The sequence below is a fragment of the Flavobacterium sp. genome, from assembly GCF_043778725.1.
GTDB lineage: Bacteria > Bacteroidota > Bacteroidia > Flavobacteriales > Flavobacteriaceae > Flavobacterium.
This window is the reverse complement of the sequence record NZ_JAYWFT010000014.1, coordinates 1-17,973: the sequence shown is the minus strand read 5'-3', so window position 1 is coordinate 17,973 and position 17,973 is coordinate 1. Positions and strand designations below refer to the sequence as shown.

At 30.9% G+C, this 17,973-nt stretch carries 20 protein-coding genes; 6 read left to right on the top strand and 14 right to left on the bottom strand.

The annotated features are described in order from the left end of the window. Positions 1 to 11 precede the first annotated feature (11 nt). Positions 12 to 1,154 carry an N-acetyl-alpha-D-glucosaminyl L-malate synthase BshA gene (bshA, locus tag ACH2CG_RS01780; RefSeq protein WP_395061597.1) on the top strand — a complete coding sequence of 381 codons (1,143 nt, stop codon included), beginning with the start codon at positions 12 to 14 and terminating at the stop codon, positions 1,152 to 1,154. A gap of 3 nt (positions 1,155 to 1,157) precedes the next feature. Further along, a complete protein-coding gene (locus ACH2CG_RS01775; protein ID WP_395061595.1) occupies positions 1,158 to 1,580 on the top strand; it encodes a protease complex subunit PrcB family protein in 423 nt (140 codons plus the stop codon). Positions 1,581 to 1,620: 40 nt separating this feature from the next. Here ACH2CG_RS01775 and ACH2CG_RS01770 read toward each other — a convergent pair whose 3' ends face one another. The 3 genes from ACH2CG_RS01770 to ACH2CG_RS01760 form a co-directional block, all read right to left on the bottom strand. After that, positions 1,621 to 2,127 (bottom strand): hypothetical protein, encoded by a 507-nt coding sequence (locus tag ACH2CG_RS01770; protein ID WP_395061593.1) that lies wholly within the window; start codon positions 2,125 to 2,127, stop codon positions 1,621 to 1,623. Between the two features lie 128 nt (positions 2,128 to 2,255). Next, entirely contained in the window at positions 2,256 to 3,053 is a 798-nt protein-coding gene (locus ACH2CG_RS01765) for a hypothetical protein (RefSeq protein ID WP_395061591.1), read from the bottom strand. 39 nt (positions 3,054 to 3,092) lie between these two features. Next, positions 3,093 to 3,917, bottom strand: a complete 825-nt coding sequence (locus ACH2CG_RS01760) for a UDP-2,3-diacylglucosamine diphosphatase (protein ID WP_395061589.1) — start codon at positions 3,915 to 3,917, stop codon at positions 3,093 to 3,095. Positions 3,918 to 4,055: 138 nt separating this feature from the next. Here ACH2CG_RS01760 and aroC point away from each other — a divergent pair, with 138 nt between their 5' ends. The 3 genes from aroC to ACH2CG_RS01745 all read left to right on the top strand — a co-directional run bounded on the left by aroC (position 4,056) and on the right by ACH2CG_RS01745 (position 8,380). After that, positions 4,056 to 5,126 (top strand): chorismate synthase, encoded by a 1,071-nt coding sequence (gene aroC / locus ACH2CG_RS01755; protein ID WP_395061587.1) that lies wholly within the window; start codon positions 4,056 to 4,058, stop codon positions 5,124 to 5,126. Positions 5,127 to 5,207: 81 nt separating this feature from the next. Beyond that, positions 5,208 to 6,785, top strand: a complete 1,578-nt coding sequence (locus ACH2CG_RS01750; protein ID WP_395061585.1) for a dicarboxylate/amino acid:cation symporter — start codon at positions 5,208 to 5,210, stop codon at positions 6,783 to 6,785. 122 nt (positions 6,786 to 6,907) lie between these two features. Further along, positions 6,908 to 8,380, top strand: a complete 1,473-nt coding sequence (locus tag ACH2CG_RS01745; protein ID WP_395061583.1) for a T9SS type A sorting domain-containing protein — start codon at positions 6,908 to 6,910, stop codon at positions 8,378 to 8,380. Between the two features lie 40 nt (positions 8,381 to 8,420). Here ACH2CG_RS01745 and ACH2CG_RS01740 read toward each other — a convergent pair whose 3' ends face one another. The 3 genes from ACH2CG_RS01740 to ACH2CG_RS01730 all read right to left on the bottom strand — a co-directional run bounded on the left by ACH2CG_RS01740 (position 8,421) and on the right by ACH2CG_RS01730 (position 11,206). After that, positions 8,421 to 8,558: a hypothetical protein gene (locus ACH2CG_RS01740; protein WP_395061581.1), complete on the bottom strand. Its 138-nt coding sequence runs from the start codon at positions 8,556 to 8,558 to the stop codon at positions 8,421 to 8,423. Between the two features lie 67 nt (positions 8,559 to 8,625). Then, entirely contained in the window at positions 8,626 to 9,036 is a 411-nt protein-coding gene (locus ACH2CG_RS01735; RefSeq protein ID WP_395061579.1) for a thiol-disulfide oxidoreductase DCC family protein, read from the bottom strand. Position 9,037: 1 nt separating this feature from the next. Continuing rightward, a complete protein-coding gene (locus tag ACH2CG_RS01730; protein ID WP_395061577.1) occupies positions 9,038 to 11,206 on the bottom strand; it encodes a DNA mismatch repair protein MutS in 2,169 nt (722 codons plus the stop codon). 83 nt (positions 11,207 to 11,289) lie between these two features. Here ACH2CG_RS01730 and ung point away from each other — a divergent pair, with 83 nt between their 5' ends. Next, positions 11,290 to 11,952, top strand: coding sequence for a uracil-DNA glycosylase (ung, locus tag ACH2CG_RS01725; protein WP_395061575.1), 663 nt, complete (start codon positions 11,290 to 11,292; stop codon positions 11,950 to 11,952). 22 nt (positions 11,953 to 11,974) lie between these two features. On the opposite strand, the gene ACH2CG_RS01720 is transcribed toward ung, so the two are convergent. From ACH2CG_RS01720 to ACH2CG_RS01685, 8 genes are all read right to left on the bottom strand, one after another. Further along, positions 11,975 to 12,562 (bottom strand): hypothetical protein, encoded by a 588-nt coding sequence (locus ACH2CG_RS01720; protein WP_395061573.1) that lies wholly within the window; start codon positions 12,560 to 12,562, stop codon positions 11,975 to 11,977. A gap of 11 nt (positions 12,563 to 12,573) precedes the next feature. After that, entirely contained in the window at positions 12,574 to 13,146 is a 573-nt protein-coding gene (locus tag ACH2CG_RS01715) for a DUF3575 domain-containing protein (protein WP_395061571.1), read from the bottom strand. A gap of 54 nt (positions 13,147 to 13,200) precedes the next feature. Then, positions 13,201 to 14,133, bottom strand: a complete 933-nt coding sequence (locus ACH2CG_RS01710) for a transglutaminase (RefSeq protein WP_395061569.1) — start codon at positions 14,131 to 14,133, stop codon at positions 13,201 to 13,203. Between the two features lie 21 nt (positions 14,134 to 14,154). Beyond that, entirely contained in the window at positions 14,155 to 15,006 is an 852-nt protein-coding gene (locus ACH2CG_RS01705; RefSeq protein ID WP_395061567.1) for a substrate-binding domain-containing protein, read from the bottom strand. Between the two features lie 58 nt (positions 15,007 to 15,064). Then, positions 15,065 to 15,919, bottom strand: coding sequence for a hypothetical protein (locus ACH2CG_RS01700; protein ID WP_395061565.1), 855 nt, complete (start codon positions 15,917 to 15,919; stop codon positions 15,065 to 15,067). 106 nt (positions 15,920 to 16,025) lie between these two features. Beyond that, positions 16,026 to 16,565, bottom strand: coding sequence for a GNAT family N-acetyltransferase (locus ACH2CG_RS01695; RefSeq protein WP_395061563.1), 540 nt, complete (start codon positions 16,563 to 16,565; stop codon positions 16,026 to 16,028). Between the two features lie 88 nt (positions 16,566 to 16,653). Next, positions 16,654 to 17,031 (bottom strand): VOC family protein, encoded by a 378-nt coding sequence (locus ACH2CG_RS01690; RefSeq protein WP_395061561.1) that lies wholly within the window; start codon positions 17,029 to 17,031, stop codon positions 16,654 to 16,656. A 106-nt stretch (positions 17,032 to 17,137) separates the two neighbouring features. Beyond that, positions 17,138 to 17,973 (bottom strand): nucleoside phosphorylase (locus ACH2CG_RS01685; protein WP_395061559.1); only part of this gene is annotated, 836 nt, incomplete at its 5' end.

Sequence of the window (17,973 nt, the reverse complement as noted above, 5' to 3'; positions counted from 1 at the left end):
AAAAATAAACAATGAAAATAGCAATAGTTTGTTATCCAACCTTTGGAGGAAGTGGAGTAGTAGCTACCGAATTGGGACTAGAATTAGCGCATCGCGGTCACGAAATTCACTTTATAACATACAGACAACCAGTTCGATTAGCATTATTAAATTCCAATGTGCATTACCATGAAGTTAATGTTCCCGAATATCCTTTATTTCATTATCAACCCTATGAATTGGCGCTTTCTAGCAAGTTGGTTGATATGGTAAAATTGTATAATATTGAACTTCTTCATGTACATTATGCAATTCCGCATGCGTATGCAGGTTACATGGCCAAGCAAATGTTGAAAGATCAAGGCATTGTAATTCCGATGGTAACAACACTACACGGAACCGATATTACACTTGTTGGCAATCATCCAAATTATAAAACGGCTGTTAGTTTTAGCATCAATAAATCGGATGTTGTGACTTCGGTTTCTCAAAATCTAAAAGACGATACCTACAAATTATTCGATATTAAAAAGGATATTCATGTAATTCCTAATTTTATTGAATTGGATAAAATTAGAAATGAATCTTTAATTTCTTGCCAACGTTCAATAATGGCAAAACCAGGCGAACGTATAGTTACTCACATAAGTAATTTTAGAAAAGTAAAACGAATTCCAGATATTGTAAAGATCTTTTTCAAGATTCAAGAAGCAATTCCGGCTAGATTGATGATGGTTGGTGATGGTCCAGAAAAAGAAAAAGCTGAGCGTTTATGTAGAGAGTTGGGAATTCAAGACAAAGTAATTTTCTTTGGAAATAGTAATGAAATTGATAAAATTTTATCCTATTCTGACTTGTTTTTACTTCCATCAGAAACAGAAAGTTTTGGATTAGCAGCTTTAGAAGCAATGGCTTGGAGCGTTCCTGTTATATCAAGTAATTCTGGCGGTTTGCCCGAAGTGAACTTTGATGGAGTTTCTGGATATTTAAGTGATGTTGGTAATGTTGATGAAATGGCCGAAAATGCAATAAAAATTTTGAGCAATATTGATACATTAAATACGTTTAAAGAAAATGCTTTATCGGTTGCAAGACAATTTGATATAAAAAATATTTTACCAATTTATGAATTGCTTTATCAAGAGGCGATAGAAAATTCAAAAGTTAACATCTAAGTTATGATAAAAAAAATTGCCATTCTATTTGTTTTGTTTCTGTTATTTTCATGTTCATCTACTAAAAAACCAATAATTTCCGAGCCTATGTATGACGTTCTTTTTGGAAATGAATATGGTGGAGCTTCGTTTCAGTTTTATGAAATAATTAGTACTGAAGATGAGTTTAATATTTTATTAACGGACGAAATGATACAACCTTATGTAAAAAAAGCTGACATTGAAACTTGTAATTTTATATTGGTTAATATGGGAGAAAAACCATCTGGTGGATATACAATTGAAGTAAAAAAAGTAGAAGAATTATCAGATAAAATAATTGTTACCATAAAGGAAGTTGCACCAACTGGTATGGCAACGATGGCAATGACCAAGCCGTGCTATGTAATTAAAATAAAATCAAAAAAACCAATTGAAATCAAATAAAAAAATCCCGATTTACTTAAAAATCGGGATATTTTTTGTTTTAGTTAAAACGGTATCTTATTCCTAATGCTAAATCGGGACCAAAGTTATTCTTTCTGTAATTGTCAGAATTGAAATAAAGTTCTGGTCTAATATCTAGTGATAATTGAATAGGCGCTTCTTTAAAATTATATTCAATACCTAAATCTCCTGCTACAAACACAAATGCTCCACTATCCTTGTATTGTTGATTTCCTTGGTTGTAGTCATAACTCCAAGAACCTAAACCACCACCAACACCAGCATACCAATTGAAACCACCGTCAATATTCCAAACCCATTGGTAAAGACCAGCAAGTTTTATTGCATCAACATTATTGCTATTTCTAAAACCTAAATCTAGTTCTAAACGATTGTTTTTAGATAAACCTCTTTGGTAAGAAATTTCTCCACCAAATCCGTCGTTGTCTCCAAGTCTTAATCCCAATGCGTTTTTAGAGATGTCTTGTGCTTGTGTGCTAAATGCTAGACCTAATAGCATAAATGCAGATAAAATTACTTTTTTCATAAAATGATTATTAAATTAGTTTGATGCAAATATCAATAACTATACCACTTTATAGATTATATAATATTTTAAAAATGTTACATAATTATTGGTTTGCATAAATATTTGATAAATAATATTTTAAGCAATTAATTTAAATGATAATTTGATAAAAATTCTTCTTGGGTTTGATTTCCTGATGAAGGAATTGGTAATGTTACTCCAGGAATAGAATTTAATTGATAGTTGATAACTGTATTTGTATAAACCATTCCTATATTTTTACTGTAATATTGTGTAGATGTAATTACATCTTGAGCATTCATTAAAGTTATTGGAACTTGAATTCCGGCAATGGTTTGATAAGAAACAATTTTTAAATTTAAAATTACCTTAGTTTTTTTAACATCAGTATAAATGGTACCGTTGGGTGATGTAAATGTTGCCAAACTTCCGTCGCATACCGTTTTTAATGTGTAATCAATTGTTAGCGGATAGTTTTGTACCGTTTGATTTACTGTTCCTGACGATGTACTTAATAAATCATTAGTAACTGCATTTTCCTTAAAGAATATAAAGTCAACTAGACTTAAACTTATGGGTGATGTTAATCCGAAATTTAAATTAAAATCGCCAGTCATTACAAGTTTAGAACCATCAATTTTAACGCCATTATTTCTTAAAGTTGAAGAGAAAAAACCATTGGGTACGGTTCGTGTCTTCATTTTTTTGTAAGTTATAGTATTGATTATTGTATCGTTGGCAACATACAATGAATCTCTAGTTACAGTTCCTTGATTGCTTATTCTGTAAGTCCAATAGTTACTATTTTTTAAGGGTAAAAAACTGGTAGCAACAGAATTATCTTCGGCTGTTGCAGTTTCATCATTGGAACAAGATGTTAGAAACACCATAAACAAAGAGGCTAGTAATAATTTGGTTTTCATTTTTTTATTATTTGTTTGACTGCTAATATAATAAAAAAATTATTTTTTATTGAAAATTAATGGTGCAATTAGATATTCGCCCAATTTTTCTTCCATTTCAAACAAATTTTCTTCAACAACATTGTTTTTTTCATATTTATATAGTTTCCATATTTTATGATTATATTCAAGTGCAGTAAGATTTTCTACCCAATCACCAGAGTTTAAATAAAGTGTTTTCCCTTTTTTATTCTCTTTTTCAATAATCTTAGGTTCGTGAATGTGTCCGCAGATAACATAATCATATCCGTTTTCTATAGCTAAATCGGTTGCCGTGACTTCAAAATCTGAAATGAATTTTATTGCATTTTTAACACTAGATTTAATTTTTTTGGAAAACGAGTACGGTTCTTTCCCGAGTTTTTCTAAAAACCAATTTACTAATCTGTTAATTACAATTAGCATATCGTAACCCCAACCACCAAGTTTAGCAATCCACTTGGAATGTTGCACAGAAGCATCAAAAACATCACCATGAAAAATCCATGCCTTTTTATTATCAAACTCTAAGACTAATTTATCCGATAAGGTGAAATTTCCCATGTGGGTATCGCTAAACTTTCGAAGCATTTCATCATGATTTCCTGTTATATAATGTACTTTGGTACCTTTAGACGCCAAGTCAATTATTTTTTTGATGACTTTTAAATGAGATTTAGGAAAGTAAGATTTTCTAAATTGCCAAATATCTATGATATCGCCATTTAATATCAAAGTTTTTGGTTTTATTGTAGTTAAATAATCTAATAATTCTTTGGCATGACAACCGTAAGTTCCTAGATGCACATCTGATATAACAACTATTTCTACTTTTCTTTTTTTCATAATTTGAAGTTTTACAAATTAACATAGACAATATTACTTAAAGTGAAACCTAATGTTAAGAAATGCCAATGTTTCAAATAGTGTTTAAAACTTTTAAATTTTAAACTAAAAAACTATATTTGTTCAAAACAAAATATAATGGCAGGAAATAGTTACGGAACACTTTTTAGAATTACAACTTTTGGTGAATCACATGGAGATGCTTTGGGCGGAATTATTGATGGTTGTCCTGCTGGAATAGAACTAAATCTTAACGCTATTCAACAGGAAATGCAACGAAGAAAACCGGGACAATCTGCAATAGTGACACAAAGAAAAGAGGAAGATGATGTGCAATTTCTATCAGGAATTTTTGAAGGAAAAACAACAGGAACACCAATAGGATTTATTATTCCAAATACCAATCAAAAATCGGATGATTATTCTCATATAAAAGATTCGTATCGTCCTAGTCATGCCGATTATGTCTATGAAAAAAAATACGGAATTCGTGATTATCGCGGTGGCGGAAGAAGTTCTGCTCGTGAAACGGCAAGTAGAGTAGTTGCTGGCGCTGTTGCAAAACAAATTTTAAAAGATATAAAAATCAATGCATTTGTATCTTCTGTTGGATCAATTTTTATTGATAAACCTTACCAAGATTTAGATTTTTCTTTAACCGAAAGTAATTCTGTTCGTTGTCCAGACATTGAATCTGCTGCCAAGATGGAAACTTACATTAAAGAAATTAAGAAACAAGGCGATACAGTTGGCGGTACAATTACTTGTGTTTTACAAAATGTACCGATTGGATTAGGCGAACCAGTTTTTGATAAATTACATGCCGAATTAGGAAAAGCAATGTTGTCAATAAATGCTGTAAAAGGATTTGAATTTGGTAGCGGATTTTGTGGCGCACGAATGAAAGGAAGCGAACATAATGATTTGTACAATGAAGATGGAACAACAAAATCTAATCTTTCTGGCGGAATTCAAGGCGGAATATCCAACGGAATGGATATTTATTTTAGAGTTGCATTTAAGCCAGTTGCAACATTAATTCAAAAGCAAGAAGTATTGACTAATAAAAATACAATTGAAGAACAACAGGGTAAAGGAAGACATGATCCATGCGTTGTTCCTAGAGCAGTTCCAATTGTAGAAGCAATGGCAGCAATAGTTCTAGCCGATTTTTATTTGATTAACAAAACTTATAATCCTATATTTTAATAGCAATTATTATTAGATAGTTTTATTTTAATCACTTTTTTAGCATTCTAAATACAAAATAGTATAAACACAAATCATTCAATGGAAACCAAAAAATCGAATTTAACTAGAAATATCTTTATTGCATTAATTATAGGTATTGTATTAGGATTTGTATTAAACAAATATTATGTAAATGATGAAAATACAAAAATTGATTTTTACAGTAAAAATGTCTCTAAATACAATAACTCAATAAAATTATATTTACCAGATACTACAACATCAAGATACAAAGCAATTGCCAATTCAATTTCTTTATTTGAAAATGATAAAGAGGCAAAATTAAAATCAATAAATAGTAATCCGGCTGTTTATGAGTCAAATTATAAAACAATTATTAAAATTGATGATACGTTAAGTAAGTTGCAATTATTACTAAAAGTTCCTAAAAAAGATACTTTGAGTAAAACATTTTCCGATTTAAAAAGTATTAAAACATTCTCAGAGAATAAGCAAGCAGCTATCACATCGGATAGAGATAAAAAATTGCAGTGGTTTGCTATTATTGCAGATATTTTTCTAAGATTGATAAAAATGATTGTTGCACCACTTGTATTTACTACGCTTGTTGTAGGTATTGCAAAATTGGGTGATATTAAAACAGTAGGAAGAATAGGAGGAAAAACAATGCTATGGTTTGTTTCTGCTTCACTTATGAGTTTGGTTTTAGGAATGATTTTGGTTAATATTTTTAAACCAGGTGAAGCAATGAATTTACCTTTGCCACTAGACAGTCAAAGCACAGGAATTGACAAAGCAGCACTTTCTGTTAAAGATTTTGTGACACATGTTTTCCCTAAAAGTTTTATAGAATCTATGGCCAATAACGAAATTTTACAAATTGTAATATTTTCAATATTTTTTGGGATTTCTGCTGCCGCGATTGGTGAAAAAAGTCAAAAAATAATAAAAGCATTAGACGATATATCTCATATAATTCTAAAATTAACAGGATTTATAATGAATTTTGCTCCGTACGCAGTATTTGGTGCTATGGTAGTTGTAATTGCAAAACAAGGAATTGGAATATTAACTACGTATGCAATTTTCATATCAGAATTCTATTTTGGATTACTTATTTTATGGTTGGTTTTAATTCTAGCAGGATCACTATTTATCAAAAAAAGAATTATAACGTTATTAAAAAGAATTAAAGACCCAATTCTATTAGCCTTTAGCACTAGTAGCTCTGAAGCAGCTTTTCCTAAAACTATGTTAGAGTTGGAGCGATTTGGGTGCAGTAATAAAATAACAAGTTTTGTATTGCCGTTGGGATATTCTTTCAATTTGGATGGTAGTATGATGTACATGACTTTTGCATCAATATTTATAGCACAATCCTATGGTATTCATCTTCCAATAGAGACACAAATATCAATGTTATTGGTTTTAATGTTAACAAGTAAAGGTATAGCTGGAGTACCAAGAGCATCATTAGTTGTTATTGCTGGTACATTGGCAAGTTTTAAAATTCCAGAAGTTGGCATTGCATTATTACTAGGTATTGATCCAATATTAGACATGGGAAGAAGTGCCACAAATGTTGTTGGGAACAGTATAGCAACAGCAGTTGTAAGTAAAATGGAAGGCGAACTTGCAGATGAAAAAGAATTATAAAGCAATGTTATTTAATTTATCGCCTACATTAATTGCTTTTTTAACACTTAAATTTAATAATTATATAATTTGATAAACATATATGTATTATATTTGACGTTAAAATCTAAAAACTACATTTTATGAAAAAATTATTACTTTTATTATTGACGTTCTCAAGTTTGTCGACTTTTGCACAAGACGAGTGCGCAACTGCAATTCCAATTACTGCTAATGGTACAACAACTGCGCCTGCAATAACAGGAGTTTTTGTTAGTGGGTGTTATACTCACACCTTTGATAATACTGGAACAGGTCCAATTAATGGATTATGGTATTCATTCACCCCAACAACATCGGGAGAGGTTGTTATTTCTTCAGATTTAGCTGCGAATGTTGCTCCAAACAGTAATGATACTAAGGTTTCTGTTTTTACAGGAACTTGTGGGTCATTAACATGTCTTGCTTCTAATGATGATGTATCTGCAACTAATTATTTGTCTACAATATCTTTTCCAGTTGCACCAGGAACAACTTACTATATCCAATGGGATAACTATTGGCTGTCTGCTGGATTTAATTTTGACTTAACTTTTACAAGCATTCCATGTAATAAAGTTTATACTTTTTCTAAACCAACCAATATTACTACAACTTCAGTTACTTTAAACTGGACTGCATCAGTTAGTTCTCCTGCACAATATGAAGTTGAATATGGTGCTCTAGGATTTACACCAGGTTCAGGTACAGTTTTATTAACACCTACAAATTCAATTAGTATTTCTGGTTTAACAGCTTCTGCTAACTATGATTATTATGTGAAAAGCAAATGTGATGCAACTACTTCAAGTACTGCTTCTGCAGTTCAAACTTTTTCTTTAGCAAAAACATGTCCTTATGCAAATGGTTTTGACAATAATGGTCAGCTTGCTGGTTGGACTACAAGTGGAAATGGCGTTGGAGGATATGGACTTAGTGTTATAGCAAATGCTGCAAATTCTCAATCTCCATCTTTTTATTGGATTTTCAACACAGCAACTACAGGAGCAGTAAATAATTGGATATATTCTGCCCCAATTTTTTTAACAGCTGGTGAATCGGTAACAACTTCTTTCTGGGTTCGTTGTGCTTCAGCAAGAAGTTTTAGATTGACTGTTGGAAACAATAACACTTCTGCAGCTCAAACTTCGGTTATTTGGTCTAATACAGCTTTACTTGCAAGTACTTATGCTCAACAAACAACAACTGCATATGTTGCACCTTCAACAGGTATTTATTATTTTGCTTTCAACGATATTTCAGCTGCAACAACTGCTGTTGCAACTTTACGTTTAGATACGATTAACTTCACGTCTGTTTTAAGCACAAATGAATTTTTAAATTCTAAATTCAGTGTCTATCCTAATCCAACATCTGGAATAGTTACCGTATCTTCTAATGATATTGCTATAAACAATATTCAAATAACGGATATAAACGGAAGAACTGTAAAAAACATCAATGCTAACGGAGTTAACGAATCTCAAATAAATATTTCTGAATTATCTCAAGGTATTTATCTAATGAAAATAGTTTCTGAACAAGGAAGCGTAACTAAAAAAATAGTTAAAGAGTAAATTTACATCCTTTATAAATATAGAAAAGACTAAGCAATGCTTAGTCTTTTTTGTTTTTACCACTTCCCATCATTAAAAATAGTGCTCCTATTAATCCTATAATAACTAGTGCAAATATTACTATCATGATGAAAGCTCCATTATTCCATGAATATAATGGAAGAAATAATTTATTCATAATTTCTATTGTTTAAGTTAACCAAAATTATAGTAATTAACTCAAAACAAATATGATAATTGTCATGCTATAAAAACTTAGCTTTCAACTCTTGAGTAGGTATAAGGCAACTTTCTTTTTTACCATACCATTTGTAACGATTTTTTGCAATAAAATCATATCCAAAATTCAAATATTTTCCAAGAAAACTGAACTTTCCGAGAATTGAATACCATCCGCTCATTTCTTTTGCAATTCGTAAGGCTGCTTCAGCTTTTTGATAATAAGCAACTCCTGGTTCGTATAAAATAATGCTATCAACAAGGTTGGTGTCAATTCCAATATAAGAAGTGATTTTTTTTCCAAGCTCAGATTGTAACGCTACAAATCTAAAAACATCTTTTTTATCGTGCCTTATAATTAATTGTATTGAGGAATCACAAAGATTACAAACGCCATCAAAAAGTACTATTTTTTTATCTTTTGGTAAATCTTTCATATTATTTTGGTCTTTCAACAAATTCTAATGCTTCTAAGCTTATCTTAGAAGTAAAAACACCATAATTTACAGTAGCTTTGTTCTTTTCAATAACATCTATTGTTCCTATTGCTTTTCCATCAAACATTCTAACTCTATCACCAATTTTAAGTGCTATTTTTGGTTTTTCAACAACCAAGTTTGCTTTAAGTTTTTTATCTTTCTTTTCTTTTCGAATTTCTTCAACCTTTACATTTACTTCTTCAACTACTTGTTTTTGAATAACTTGCTTTTCTTTAATTTCTTTGGCGGAAGCTTTCTTGCGTTTTGAATTTTCTATTTCTACAATTTTTAAAAGCTCGCCAATTAATAATTTTTTATCTTTATTATTGAAGTATTTTTCAGAAATCTCATCTACTTTTTGTCCCATATAAATTAGTCGTTGATTGGAATCATACAATTCTTGGTAACGTTCTAACTTTTCTTTAATTTTAGCATTAATGCTTTCCATTTTTTTGCCTTCTTCTCTTGCTTTAGATTCTTCTTCTTTTAAGTTTAGCGAAGTTTTTTCCATCTTGGAGCGTTCTTTTTGTAGCGTTGCAATAGTTTTGTCAAAACGTACTTTTCCACCTTCAATTTTCTTTTTGGCACGATTTATTAATCCAAATGGAATTCCGTTTTTCTGTGCTACTTCAAATGTAAACGAACTTCCTGCTTGACCAAGATGCAATTTATACAAAGGCTCTAGCGTACGTTCGTCAAACAACATATTGGCATTGGTTGCATTTGGCAGTTCATTAGCCAATATCTTCAAGTTGGTATAATGCGTTGTAATTATCCCAAAAGCATCTCTGTGATAGAATTCTTCCAGAAATACTTCTGCCAAAGCACCACCCAAATCAGGATCGGAACCTGTACCAAATTCATCAATTAAAAATAATGTTTTAGAATTACATTTTTTTAAAAAGTAGTTCATGTTCTTTAATCGATAACTGTAGGTGCTAAGATGATTTTCAATTGATTGATTGTCGCCAATATCAGTTAAAATTCTGTCAAATAAAAAGGTTTCGCTGCGTTCATGAACCGGAATTAAAATGCCACTTTGCAACATCAATTGCAGCAATCCAACCGTTTTTAATGATATCGTTTTTCCTCCAGCATTAGGTCCAGAAATAACAATAATGCTGCTTTCTGGATTCAGTTCTATTGTTTGAGGATGCGTAATTTCATTTTTATTTTTATTATTTAAATAAAGAATAGGATGGAAGGCATCTCTAAAAAACAACCTTTTTTCATTATTGATTGCAGGCAAGATTCCGTTGATTTTATTGGCATATTTAGCCTTAGAAGCAATTACATCTATATCACTTAGAAATTCTTGATATTGAATAATCAAATTTAAAAAAGGTCTAATATCTGTTGTTAATTGCTTTAAAATCCTAGTAACTTCTTCTTTTTCTTCATATTCAAGATTTTTTAATTCTCTCGAATAATTTAAAGTAGCTTCGGGTTCAATGTAAGCAATACTTCCAGTTTTGGAACTTCCCAAAATGGAACCTTTCACCTTTCTACGATACATCGCTAAAACAGCTAAAACTCTTCGGTTTTCTACAAAACTTTCCTTAATATCATCTAGATATCCCAAAGCATTGTATTGGCTCATTGCCATACCGAAACTCTGGTTTACTTTACCTCGAACCGCATTTATATCACGGCGAATATTTAATAAATCGGGTGAAGCGTTATCACGAATTTCACCATATTTGTCAATAACTTCATCAATGTATTTTATAATATCTTTAGTAACTTGAACTTGGGATGCCTTTTCGTTAAGTTTTGGATAATAGTCAATAAATTTTTTCAGAAAAAGAAGTAAGAAATTGGATGTTTCTGATAAAGAAGCAATTTTTCTAAATCCTGAAACCTCTAGCTGACTGTCTTCAATTGCTAAAAACCGTATTTCGTTATTGATGTTTTCAAATCCGTGATTGGGAATCGCATTATTATTAGAATAGGAAGAAACATATTCTGAGGTATGCAACAAGGCATCCATCAACGTGTTTTTTTCTTTAAAAGGAATTATTTCTAGTGCTTTTTGTTTTCCTAAATCGGTATTACATCCATCGGAAATAGTTTGTAAAACCGTATTAAATTCTAAATCTTGAAGCGTTTTTTCTGTTATAGAAATCATGTGTATAGTATCTTGATTCAAAGTTACAAAGTAACTGTGGCTTATTGCAATAGATTTTTATATTTTTGATAAAAATTTATGATATGTTCATACAAGACAGTTCCTGGCAAAAGCAATTATCTCTAGAATTTGAAAAACCTTATTTCCTTGATTTAATGAAACTTGTCAATGAAGAATATGCTAATTTCTCTTGTTTTCCTCCTAAAAAGATGATTTTTAATGCATTTGAAAAATGTTCTTTTGATGATGTAAAAGTGGTAATTATTGGTCAAGATCCATATCATGGTGACGGTGAAGCCAATGGATTGTGTTTTTCTGTAAATGACGGAGTTAAAATTCCACCGTCACTAAAAAATATTTTTACTGAAATTAATACCGAATATGAACGCCTTTTTTTTCCTACTTCGGGCAATTTGGAACGTTGGGCACAACAAGGGATTTTACTTTTAAATGCCGGATTAACGGTTAGAAAAGATAATGCAAACAGTCATAAACACTTAAAATGGAATATTTTTACAGATGCCGTAATTCAGAAAATTTCTAGTGAAAAAGAACATATAGTTTTCTTACTTTGGGGTAGTTTTGCTCATAAAAAAGGGATGTATATCGATAAACAAAAGCATTTGGTGTTAGAATGTGGTCATCCTTCTTTTGCTCATTCCCACAAAAAATGGTTTGGAAACAATCATTTTATTGAAACTAATAAATTTCTTAAACAGAAAAATTCCACTGAAATTGATTGGTAAAACAAATCAAAAAAAGTGTTTTTTAATTCACAGTAAAATTATAAAACCCATCTGCATCCAAATTATTGGTTGTGGTTAGCAAATTTAAAAATATAGCTCCATTTACACTGTTAGACCTCATTTCAACTAAATTTGTCGAACTACTATTGTAGCCAAAACTCAATCTGTATTGTCCAGTAGTGGTTAGTTTTACACCATTTAAAAATTCGTACGAATCAGACTGCGTGTCAAAAACTGCTGTAGCATTATAAAAACTACCACTTTCAAATTGACCATTATCTAAATCAATAGTAGATAAATTGGCATCTACCAATATCCAATCTGCATTTACTTTTTTCTCCAACATATAAGAAAAACTAAACGATGGTGCATTATTAGTTGTTTTTCTAATATCCAACTGGGTTGTTTGTCCAGCTTCTGTCTGCAATCTGTTTATGCTAGCATTTACATACAAATAGTCACCTACATTATATGTAGCTTGTGTTTGAATTTGAACTAAATTAGGAATTGTAATGTATTCTGAATTGTAAAAATCATCATCATTAGTGTCGCATCCAGTAAAAACGAGTAGTACCAACGCTGCAAGGAAAGTTATTTTAAATATTTTCATGTCAATTAAAATTAAAATCTGTAACCCAAATTAATACCAACTCTAGAAATCACATCGGGACTTTTGTCTCTGTTTGTCAAATTTGATCCAAATCCTACTATAAATTCTATAGCAAATGCCTCTTTTATATACATTTTATATCCCAAACTACCACCAAGTCCGAAATCGGTATATTTTGATTTTTGAATGGTGTAATATCCGGTGCCATTTGCGTCTATTGCTCTTACAATTTCTTTATAATCGCCACCATTTGCAGAGGCAAAAGCTTCTACAAAATAATAACGTGACTTACTCTTGGAGAGTGCATATCTTACGTAAGGATTAAATTCATATTTGGGCAAGTTGTTTCTAAAGCCATCATTAAATTCATCTTCAATTTTAGTACTGTTTGAAAAATTAGAATTTATTCCAACCGAAAAATCCTTAGCTAAAAAACGCTCATAACTTATACTAAATTTACCATAAGCAATTGCCGAAAGCACATCTACTCTAAATTCATTTTTTTTAGAATCAATAGCACTTACTTTATCTTGCGCATTGAGGTATAAAGTTCCAAATAAAAATAAGATAACAATTTTCTTCATAAAAGATGGGATTTAAATAGCTAATGTAGTGTTTTATTTGATGTAATTGAAAAATTAATTAATAGTTAAGGCACTTAAAATTTCTTCGTTCATAAAAGGTCCACCAGGATATTTAGCAGTATAATCTAGGTTTAGCCAAATATTTCCTCTTTCATCAATGTGGTAGTTAATTGCTTTACCCTTACTTTCTTTAGGAAAAAGTGTTTTTTTAATTAGAAAATTTATCGTTTCTAAATCAGATTTACTTCCTATTAGTATTTCGGGATAAATATGTCCGTCGGTGTGAATTAGCCTTGGAGTACCTCCAATAGATTTTACACAAGCAGCCATTAAAATAGAATGATCATCACAATCACCAGACAAATACAGTACAGATTCGCTAGCTTTTGCAATATATTCATGACCTTTGGGATCACTTACATAATTCCAATTTCCGTTTATTTCCTTAAAAACTGCAAAACACTGAATTATTGTAAAATAATCATTGTAGCCTTTTACACCTTTAAAATACTTATTTACAGACATAATAGCAAAATTTCTAACTTTTGGATTTTCAAAATCTATAGCATCCAAAATTTTACCCTTGTTAGGAAAAGGAAGTAATTTATCTACAATAATATCCTGAGGATAAGGATCGTTATACATGGTGTACAACATTGATTGATAGTCTTCAAAAACACTTTGAAATCCATATCCACCAAAAGCTGTACCATAAACCAAAGCTATTAAATATAAAAAAACAGAGATTAAAGTAACTCGCCGTATAGCTCTAAGAATGAGCTGTATAGCAACTATCAAAAGTATAAAAAGCAACACTCTATCAATATGAAATGACCAACTTAATTCAATAATATTTTGATGAATAATCAAGAATATCGGAATGGTAATCAATACATTAAGAACAAAAATAATTATCATATCCCATGGTTTTTTAACCGTGAGTTTGTTTTTGAGGTATAGATAATAAAGTTTTGTTTTTTCTATCATTATTTAAGAAAATGCAATAGGCTATAAAGCTTTTACAATTTCAGCAAAAGTACCTTTTTTCTCTATAATTTTAAGGTCAAATAGTTGATTTTGAATTTTGTTTAACATTTCTTTTGGTAATTGACTTTGCGACCATTCGGTAATGGAAAGCCATTCTTGAATATCTTCAATTTTTTGATGGTATTTTCGAGATAAAACAGCATCAATATTGGTGATTTCTTTAAAACTTTCGGTCTTTATATTAATGATTTCAAGAATTTGTGCAATAGTGTTTGGATGTTTTTTTAAAACCTCGTCACGAACTGCAATCACAAAACAAGGCCAAGGAGTAGGACAATCGGATACTTTTCTAAAAATACCTTTGTCAACCAAGGGTTTGGTCATGAATTTTTCCCACATAAAATAATCAGCAGTACCTTTCGATAAACTTTCTACTGCGCCATCAATGGTATTTACAATTTCAAATTTCAAATTATTGGTATTCCAACCCTCATTATTAGCATTCACATACGCCATTAATTGCGAACCAGAACCCAATCGCGAAATAGCAACAGTAGTGTTTTCTAAATCTCTTAAAGTTTTATAGTTGGATTGTGCGCCAACGTGAATTCCCCAAACAAGCGGACTTTCAACATAAACTTGAACAATTTTACTCGGATTTCCACCCACAATATCTTTTACAATTCCTTCCGACAAAATTACTGCAATATCCGTTTCGCCATCACGAAGCATTTGACACATTTTTCCTGTGCCTTCTGGAACATCGGTCCATTGTAAATCAATTCCAACAGCATCAAATTCTCCATTCTCAATACACAAATGCCAAGGTAAATTGAAATGTTCTGGAACACCAGCTATTTTTATATGTTTCATTTTGGGTTATTAGATTATTAGATCGTCGAATTTACAGTGTATTGTGATAAATTATAAGCTATTTTAAAGTGTTGGAAAAATATCCAGCTTCATGTTCAAAATGGTTATTAAAATAGTTATTTGCATTTTTTGTTTCATAGTTATAGGCTAGTCGTAACGGCAAATAATGAAAATCATAATAAACATACTTATATGTTTTATTAAAAAAACTAGATTTATTTTCTAATGATTTTACTGGTTTTACGAAATATGTATTTACAATTGAAAAATCATTAGATTGGTATAGGTGAACGATTTCGTGGGTTATTGTTTTGTAGTTATTTCCATCATTTCTCAAAACTATAGTTCCTGGAAAAGTAGCGCCTCTTGTACCAGCTTCATAGAGTCTACTATCGCTACTTTTGAAAATAAATTCTCCAGTTTGAATGGAATTTTTAAAATCAAATTTTGCTTGTGCGAAGGCCACTGTATTGTAAACAAAAGCTACTGGCATGATCTTATAATTAACTTTAAATTTATTTTTTGTTTCAAATTCTATTCTATTAAAACCAATATTTAAGTGCCATTTATTCCAAAAATTTTCATTTAAAGCTGCATTTTCTTTTATTGATGTGCCACCGGCATTTAATAGTTTAGCAGTCCAGATTAATTTCCAGTCTTCGTTTTCTTGTGCTAGTCTTAAAACTCTTTTGCTTTCAAAACTTAAATAACCACCTAACGAGCCTTGAGTAAATCCTTTCAGAATAACCTTTCCCATTTTTTCATTTGGTTTCTTATTAATCATCCCACCAATAGTACCAAACAATCCGCCAAAACTTATATTATAAAGTAAAGCTTCTGTATCATTTGCTTGCGAAAAACCATTCTCAGTAAGAAATAAAAAGACGATTACTATTATAGATAATTTTTTCATTTTGAATTAAAATATTTCATTCTTTAAATGTTTTCAAATGATTTTTTTAGAATAGGTGATTTTGATTATTGACAACTAGTCCAGCTATCCAAGAATCTAAAAAAATCTAACAATCTAAAAATCCATTCTCCATTTGCCACCATTTCCAAAGTACACCATCTTTGTCTGGATAATCTTCCATGAATTTCATGCCTACTTTTTGTAGAATATGATTCGAAGCACCGTTTTCCGCATGCGTGTACGCGTTCATTTTGTCAATTTTCATTTGATTGAAACCATATTCCAACCACATTAACGAAGCTTCTATCGCGTAACCTTTATTCCAGAATTTCTCATTCAAACGATAACCGTAATCATAGAAATTGGTGTTTCCGTTTTCTACATGATCGTTGACAAGTTTGATTCCTGTCCAGCCAATAAATTCGTTGGTTTCTTTTAGAATTGTTGCAAATCGACCAATGTTGTTGTCAACATATTGCTTTTGAACCATTTCAATTATTTTGATGGTTTCTTCAATAGTTTGAGTTGGAGTTTGCCACAAATATTTATGTACAATCGGATTGTTATCCATTGCAAACATAGCTTCAGCATCCGATAACTCCAACGGACGAAAAATAAGACGTTCTGTTTCTAATACTAAATTCATTTTTTTATTTTTTTTAACACAGATTGGAGAAATTAAAATAATTTAAAAATTTCTCTAATTTCTCAAATCAGTGTTCCATAATTTAACTTTAGTTAATCCTCAAGTGCGAAACCACAATTCGAAATCCATCAGGATCTAAAAACTGAATACCATTTTCATTCCAATACGGATTTTTAGATTGCATAAATACAACCGAATGGTGTTCTAATTTTTCTTGAAGCAATTCAAATTCCAATTTGCTATTCGGATAAAAAACCAAAAGATCATCTTCATCAAAAGTATGATGGGCAATTTCATCAGACTGCGTGAATTCTAAATGCCAATTCTCCTCTTGTTTTCCAATAAAAACGCCATCATAACCATCATGATTTTCAAAACTACCAAGCAATTCTAAACTCAATACATCAATGTAAAAAGACTTTAATTGCTCTAAATTATTGGTATGTCTTGCGTATCTAAAAGTCATTTTTATTATTTTTTGAACACAGATTAGAGAAATTAGAATAATTTAAAAAATTTCTATGATTTCTCAAATTTCTTAAATCAGTATTCCAAATTCATACGTAATTTTATTATGTAGATAATTTATCTAAAGTATAAGCAATCAACTCATCAACAGCTTTATAAGGATCTTCACTGAAAGTACCACTTGCACGATTAGCAATGATAGCATTTAGCGATAAACACTCATGACCCATTAATTTACCCAAACCATAAATTGCTCCAGTTTCCATTTCGAGATTGGTGATTCTGTTTTCTTCAAATTCAAAATTATCCATTTTAGAATTCAGTTCTTCGTCTTGAATATTCAGTCGCAACACGCGACCTTGCGGACCATAAAATCCACCAGCCGTTGCCGTAATTCCTTTGTGCATTTTATCGCTTTCAATGATTTTTTCTAACTTTTCTGAACACGAAATTACATACGGTTTTCCTTTTCGTAAATCCCAATTGGTGTGCTTTACAAACGAATCTTCCATTTCGATATTCGAAACTTCATCAATCAAATAGGAGCGAAGCATGTTGTCCAATCCCAATCCGAATTTAGACATCACAAAACTATCACATGGAATATCTTCTTGCAACGATCCCGAAGTTCCAATGCGAATAATATTCAACGAAGTCAACGTCTCTTTGAGTTGTCTAGTTTCCAAATCGATATTTACCAACGCATCCAGTTCGTTCATGACAATATCAATATTATCTGGACCAATTCCGGTTGACATCACCGTAATTCTTTTTCCTTTGTACATTCCGGTTTGCGTTTTAAACTCGCGTTTTTGTTGCGAAAACTCAATCGAATCGAAGTTTTTAGTAATTTTTTCCACCCGATTTTGATCACCAACAAAGATAATGTCGTGTGCAATATGTTCGGGTTTCAGATTCAAGTGATAGACACTTCCGTCTG

Bases quoted from the DNA above. Each gene is read 5' to 3' on its own strand.
- ACH2CG_RS01770 (WP_395061593.1), bottom strand. From the start codon at position 2,127: ATGAAAAAAGTAATTTTATCTGCATTTATGCTATTAGGTCTAGCATTT.
- aroC (WP_395061587.1), top strand. From the start codon at position 4,056: ATGGCAGGAAATAGTTACGGAACACTTTTTAGAATTACAACTTTTGGT.
- ACH2CG_RS01745 (WP_395061583.1), top strand. From the start codon at position 6,908: ATGAAAAAATTATTACTTTTATTATTGACGTTCTCAAGTTTGTCGACT.
- ACH2CG_RS01750 (WP_395061585.1), top strand. From the start codon at position 5,208: ATGGAAACCAAAAAATCGAATTTAACTAGAAATATCTTTATTGCATTA.
- ACH2CG_RS01710 (WP_395061569.1), bottom strand. From the start codon at position 14,133: ATGATAGAAAAAACAAAACTTTATTATCTATACCTCAAAAACAAACTC.
- ACH2CG_RS01720 (WP_395061573.1), bottom strand. From the start codon at position 12,562: ATGAAAATATTTAAAATAACTTTCCTTGCAGCGTTGGTACTACTCGTT.
- ACH2CG_RS01775 (WP_395061595.1), top strand. From the start codon at position 1,158: ATGATAAAAAAAATTGCCATTCTATTTGTTTTGTTTCTGTTATTTTCA.
- ACH2CG_RS01705 (WP_395061567.1), bottom strand. From the start codon at position 15,006: ATGAAACATATAAAAATAGCTGGTGTTCCAGAACATTTCAATTTACCT.
- ACH2CG_RS01765 (WP_395061591.1), bottom strand. From the start codon at position 3,053: ATGAAAACCAAATTATTACTAGCCTCTTTGTTTATGGTGTTTCTAACA.
- ACH2CG_RS01690 (WP_395061561.1), bottom strand. From the start codon at position 17,031: ATGACTTTTAGATACGCAAGACATACCAATAATTTAGAGCAATTAAAG.
- ACH2CG_RS01735 (WP_395061579.1), bottom strand. From the start codon at position 9,036: ATGAAAGATTTACCAAAAGATAAAAAAATAGTACTTTTTGATGGCGTT.
- ung (WP_395061575.1), top strand. From the start codon at position 11,290: ATGTTCATACAAGACAGTTCCTGGCAAAAGCAATTATCTCTAGAATTT.
- ACH2CG_RS01695 (WP_395061563.1), bottom strand. From the start codon at position 16,565: ATGAATTTAGTATTAGAAACAGAACGTCTTATTTTTCGTCCGTTGGAG.
- bshA (WP_395061597.1), top strand. From the start codon at position 12: ATGAAAATAGCAATAGTTTGTTATCCAACCTTTGGAGGAAGTGGAGTA.
- ACH2CG_RS01700 (WP_395061565.1), bottom strand. From the start codon at position 15,919: ATGAAAAAATTATCTATAATAGTAATCGTCTTTTTATTTCTTACTGAG.
- ACH2CG_RS01730 (WP_395061577.1), bottom strand. From the start codon at position 11,206: ATGATTTCTATAACAGAAAAAACGCTTCAAGATTTAGAATTTAATACG.
- ACH2CG_RS01715 (WP_395061571.1), bottom strand. From the start codon at position 13,146: ATGAAGAAAATTGTTATCTTATTTTTATTTGGAACTTTATACCTCAAT.
- ACH2CG_RS01740 (WP_395061581.1), bottom strand. From the start codon at position 8,558: ATGAATAAATTATTTCTTCCATTATATTCATGGAATAATGGAGCTTTC.
- ACH2CG_RS01760 (WP_395061589.1), bottom strand. From the start codon at position 3,917: ATGAAAAAAAGAAAAGTAGAAATAGTTGTTATATCAGATGTGCATCTA.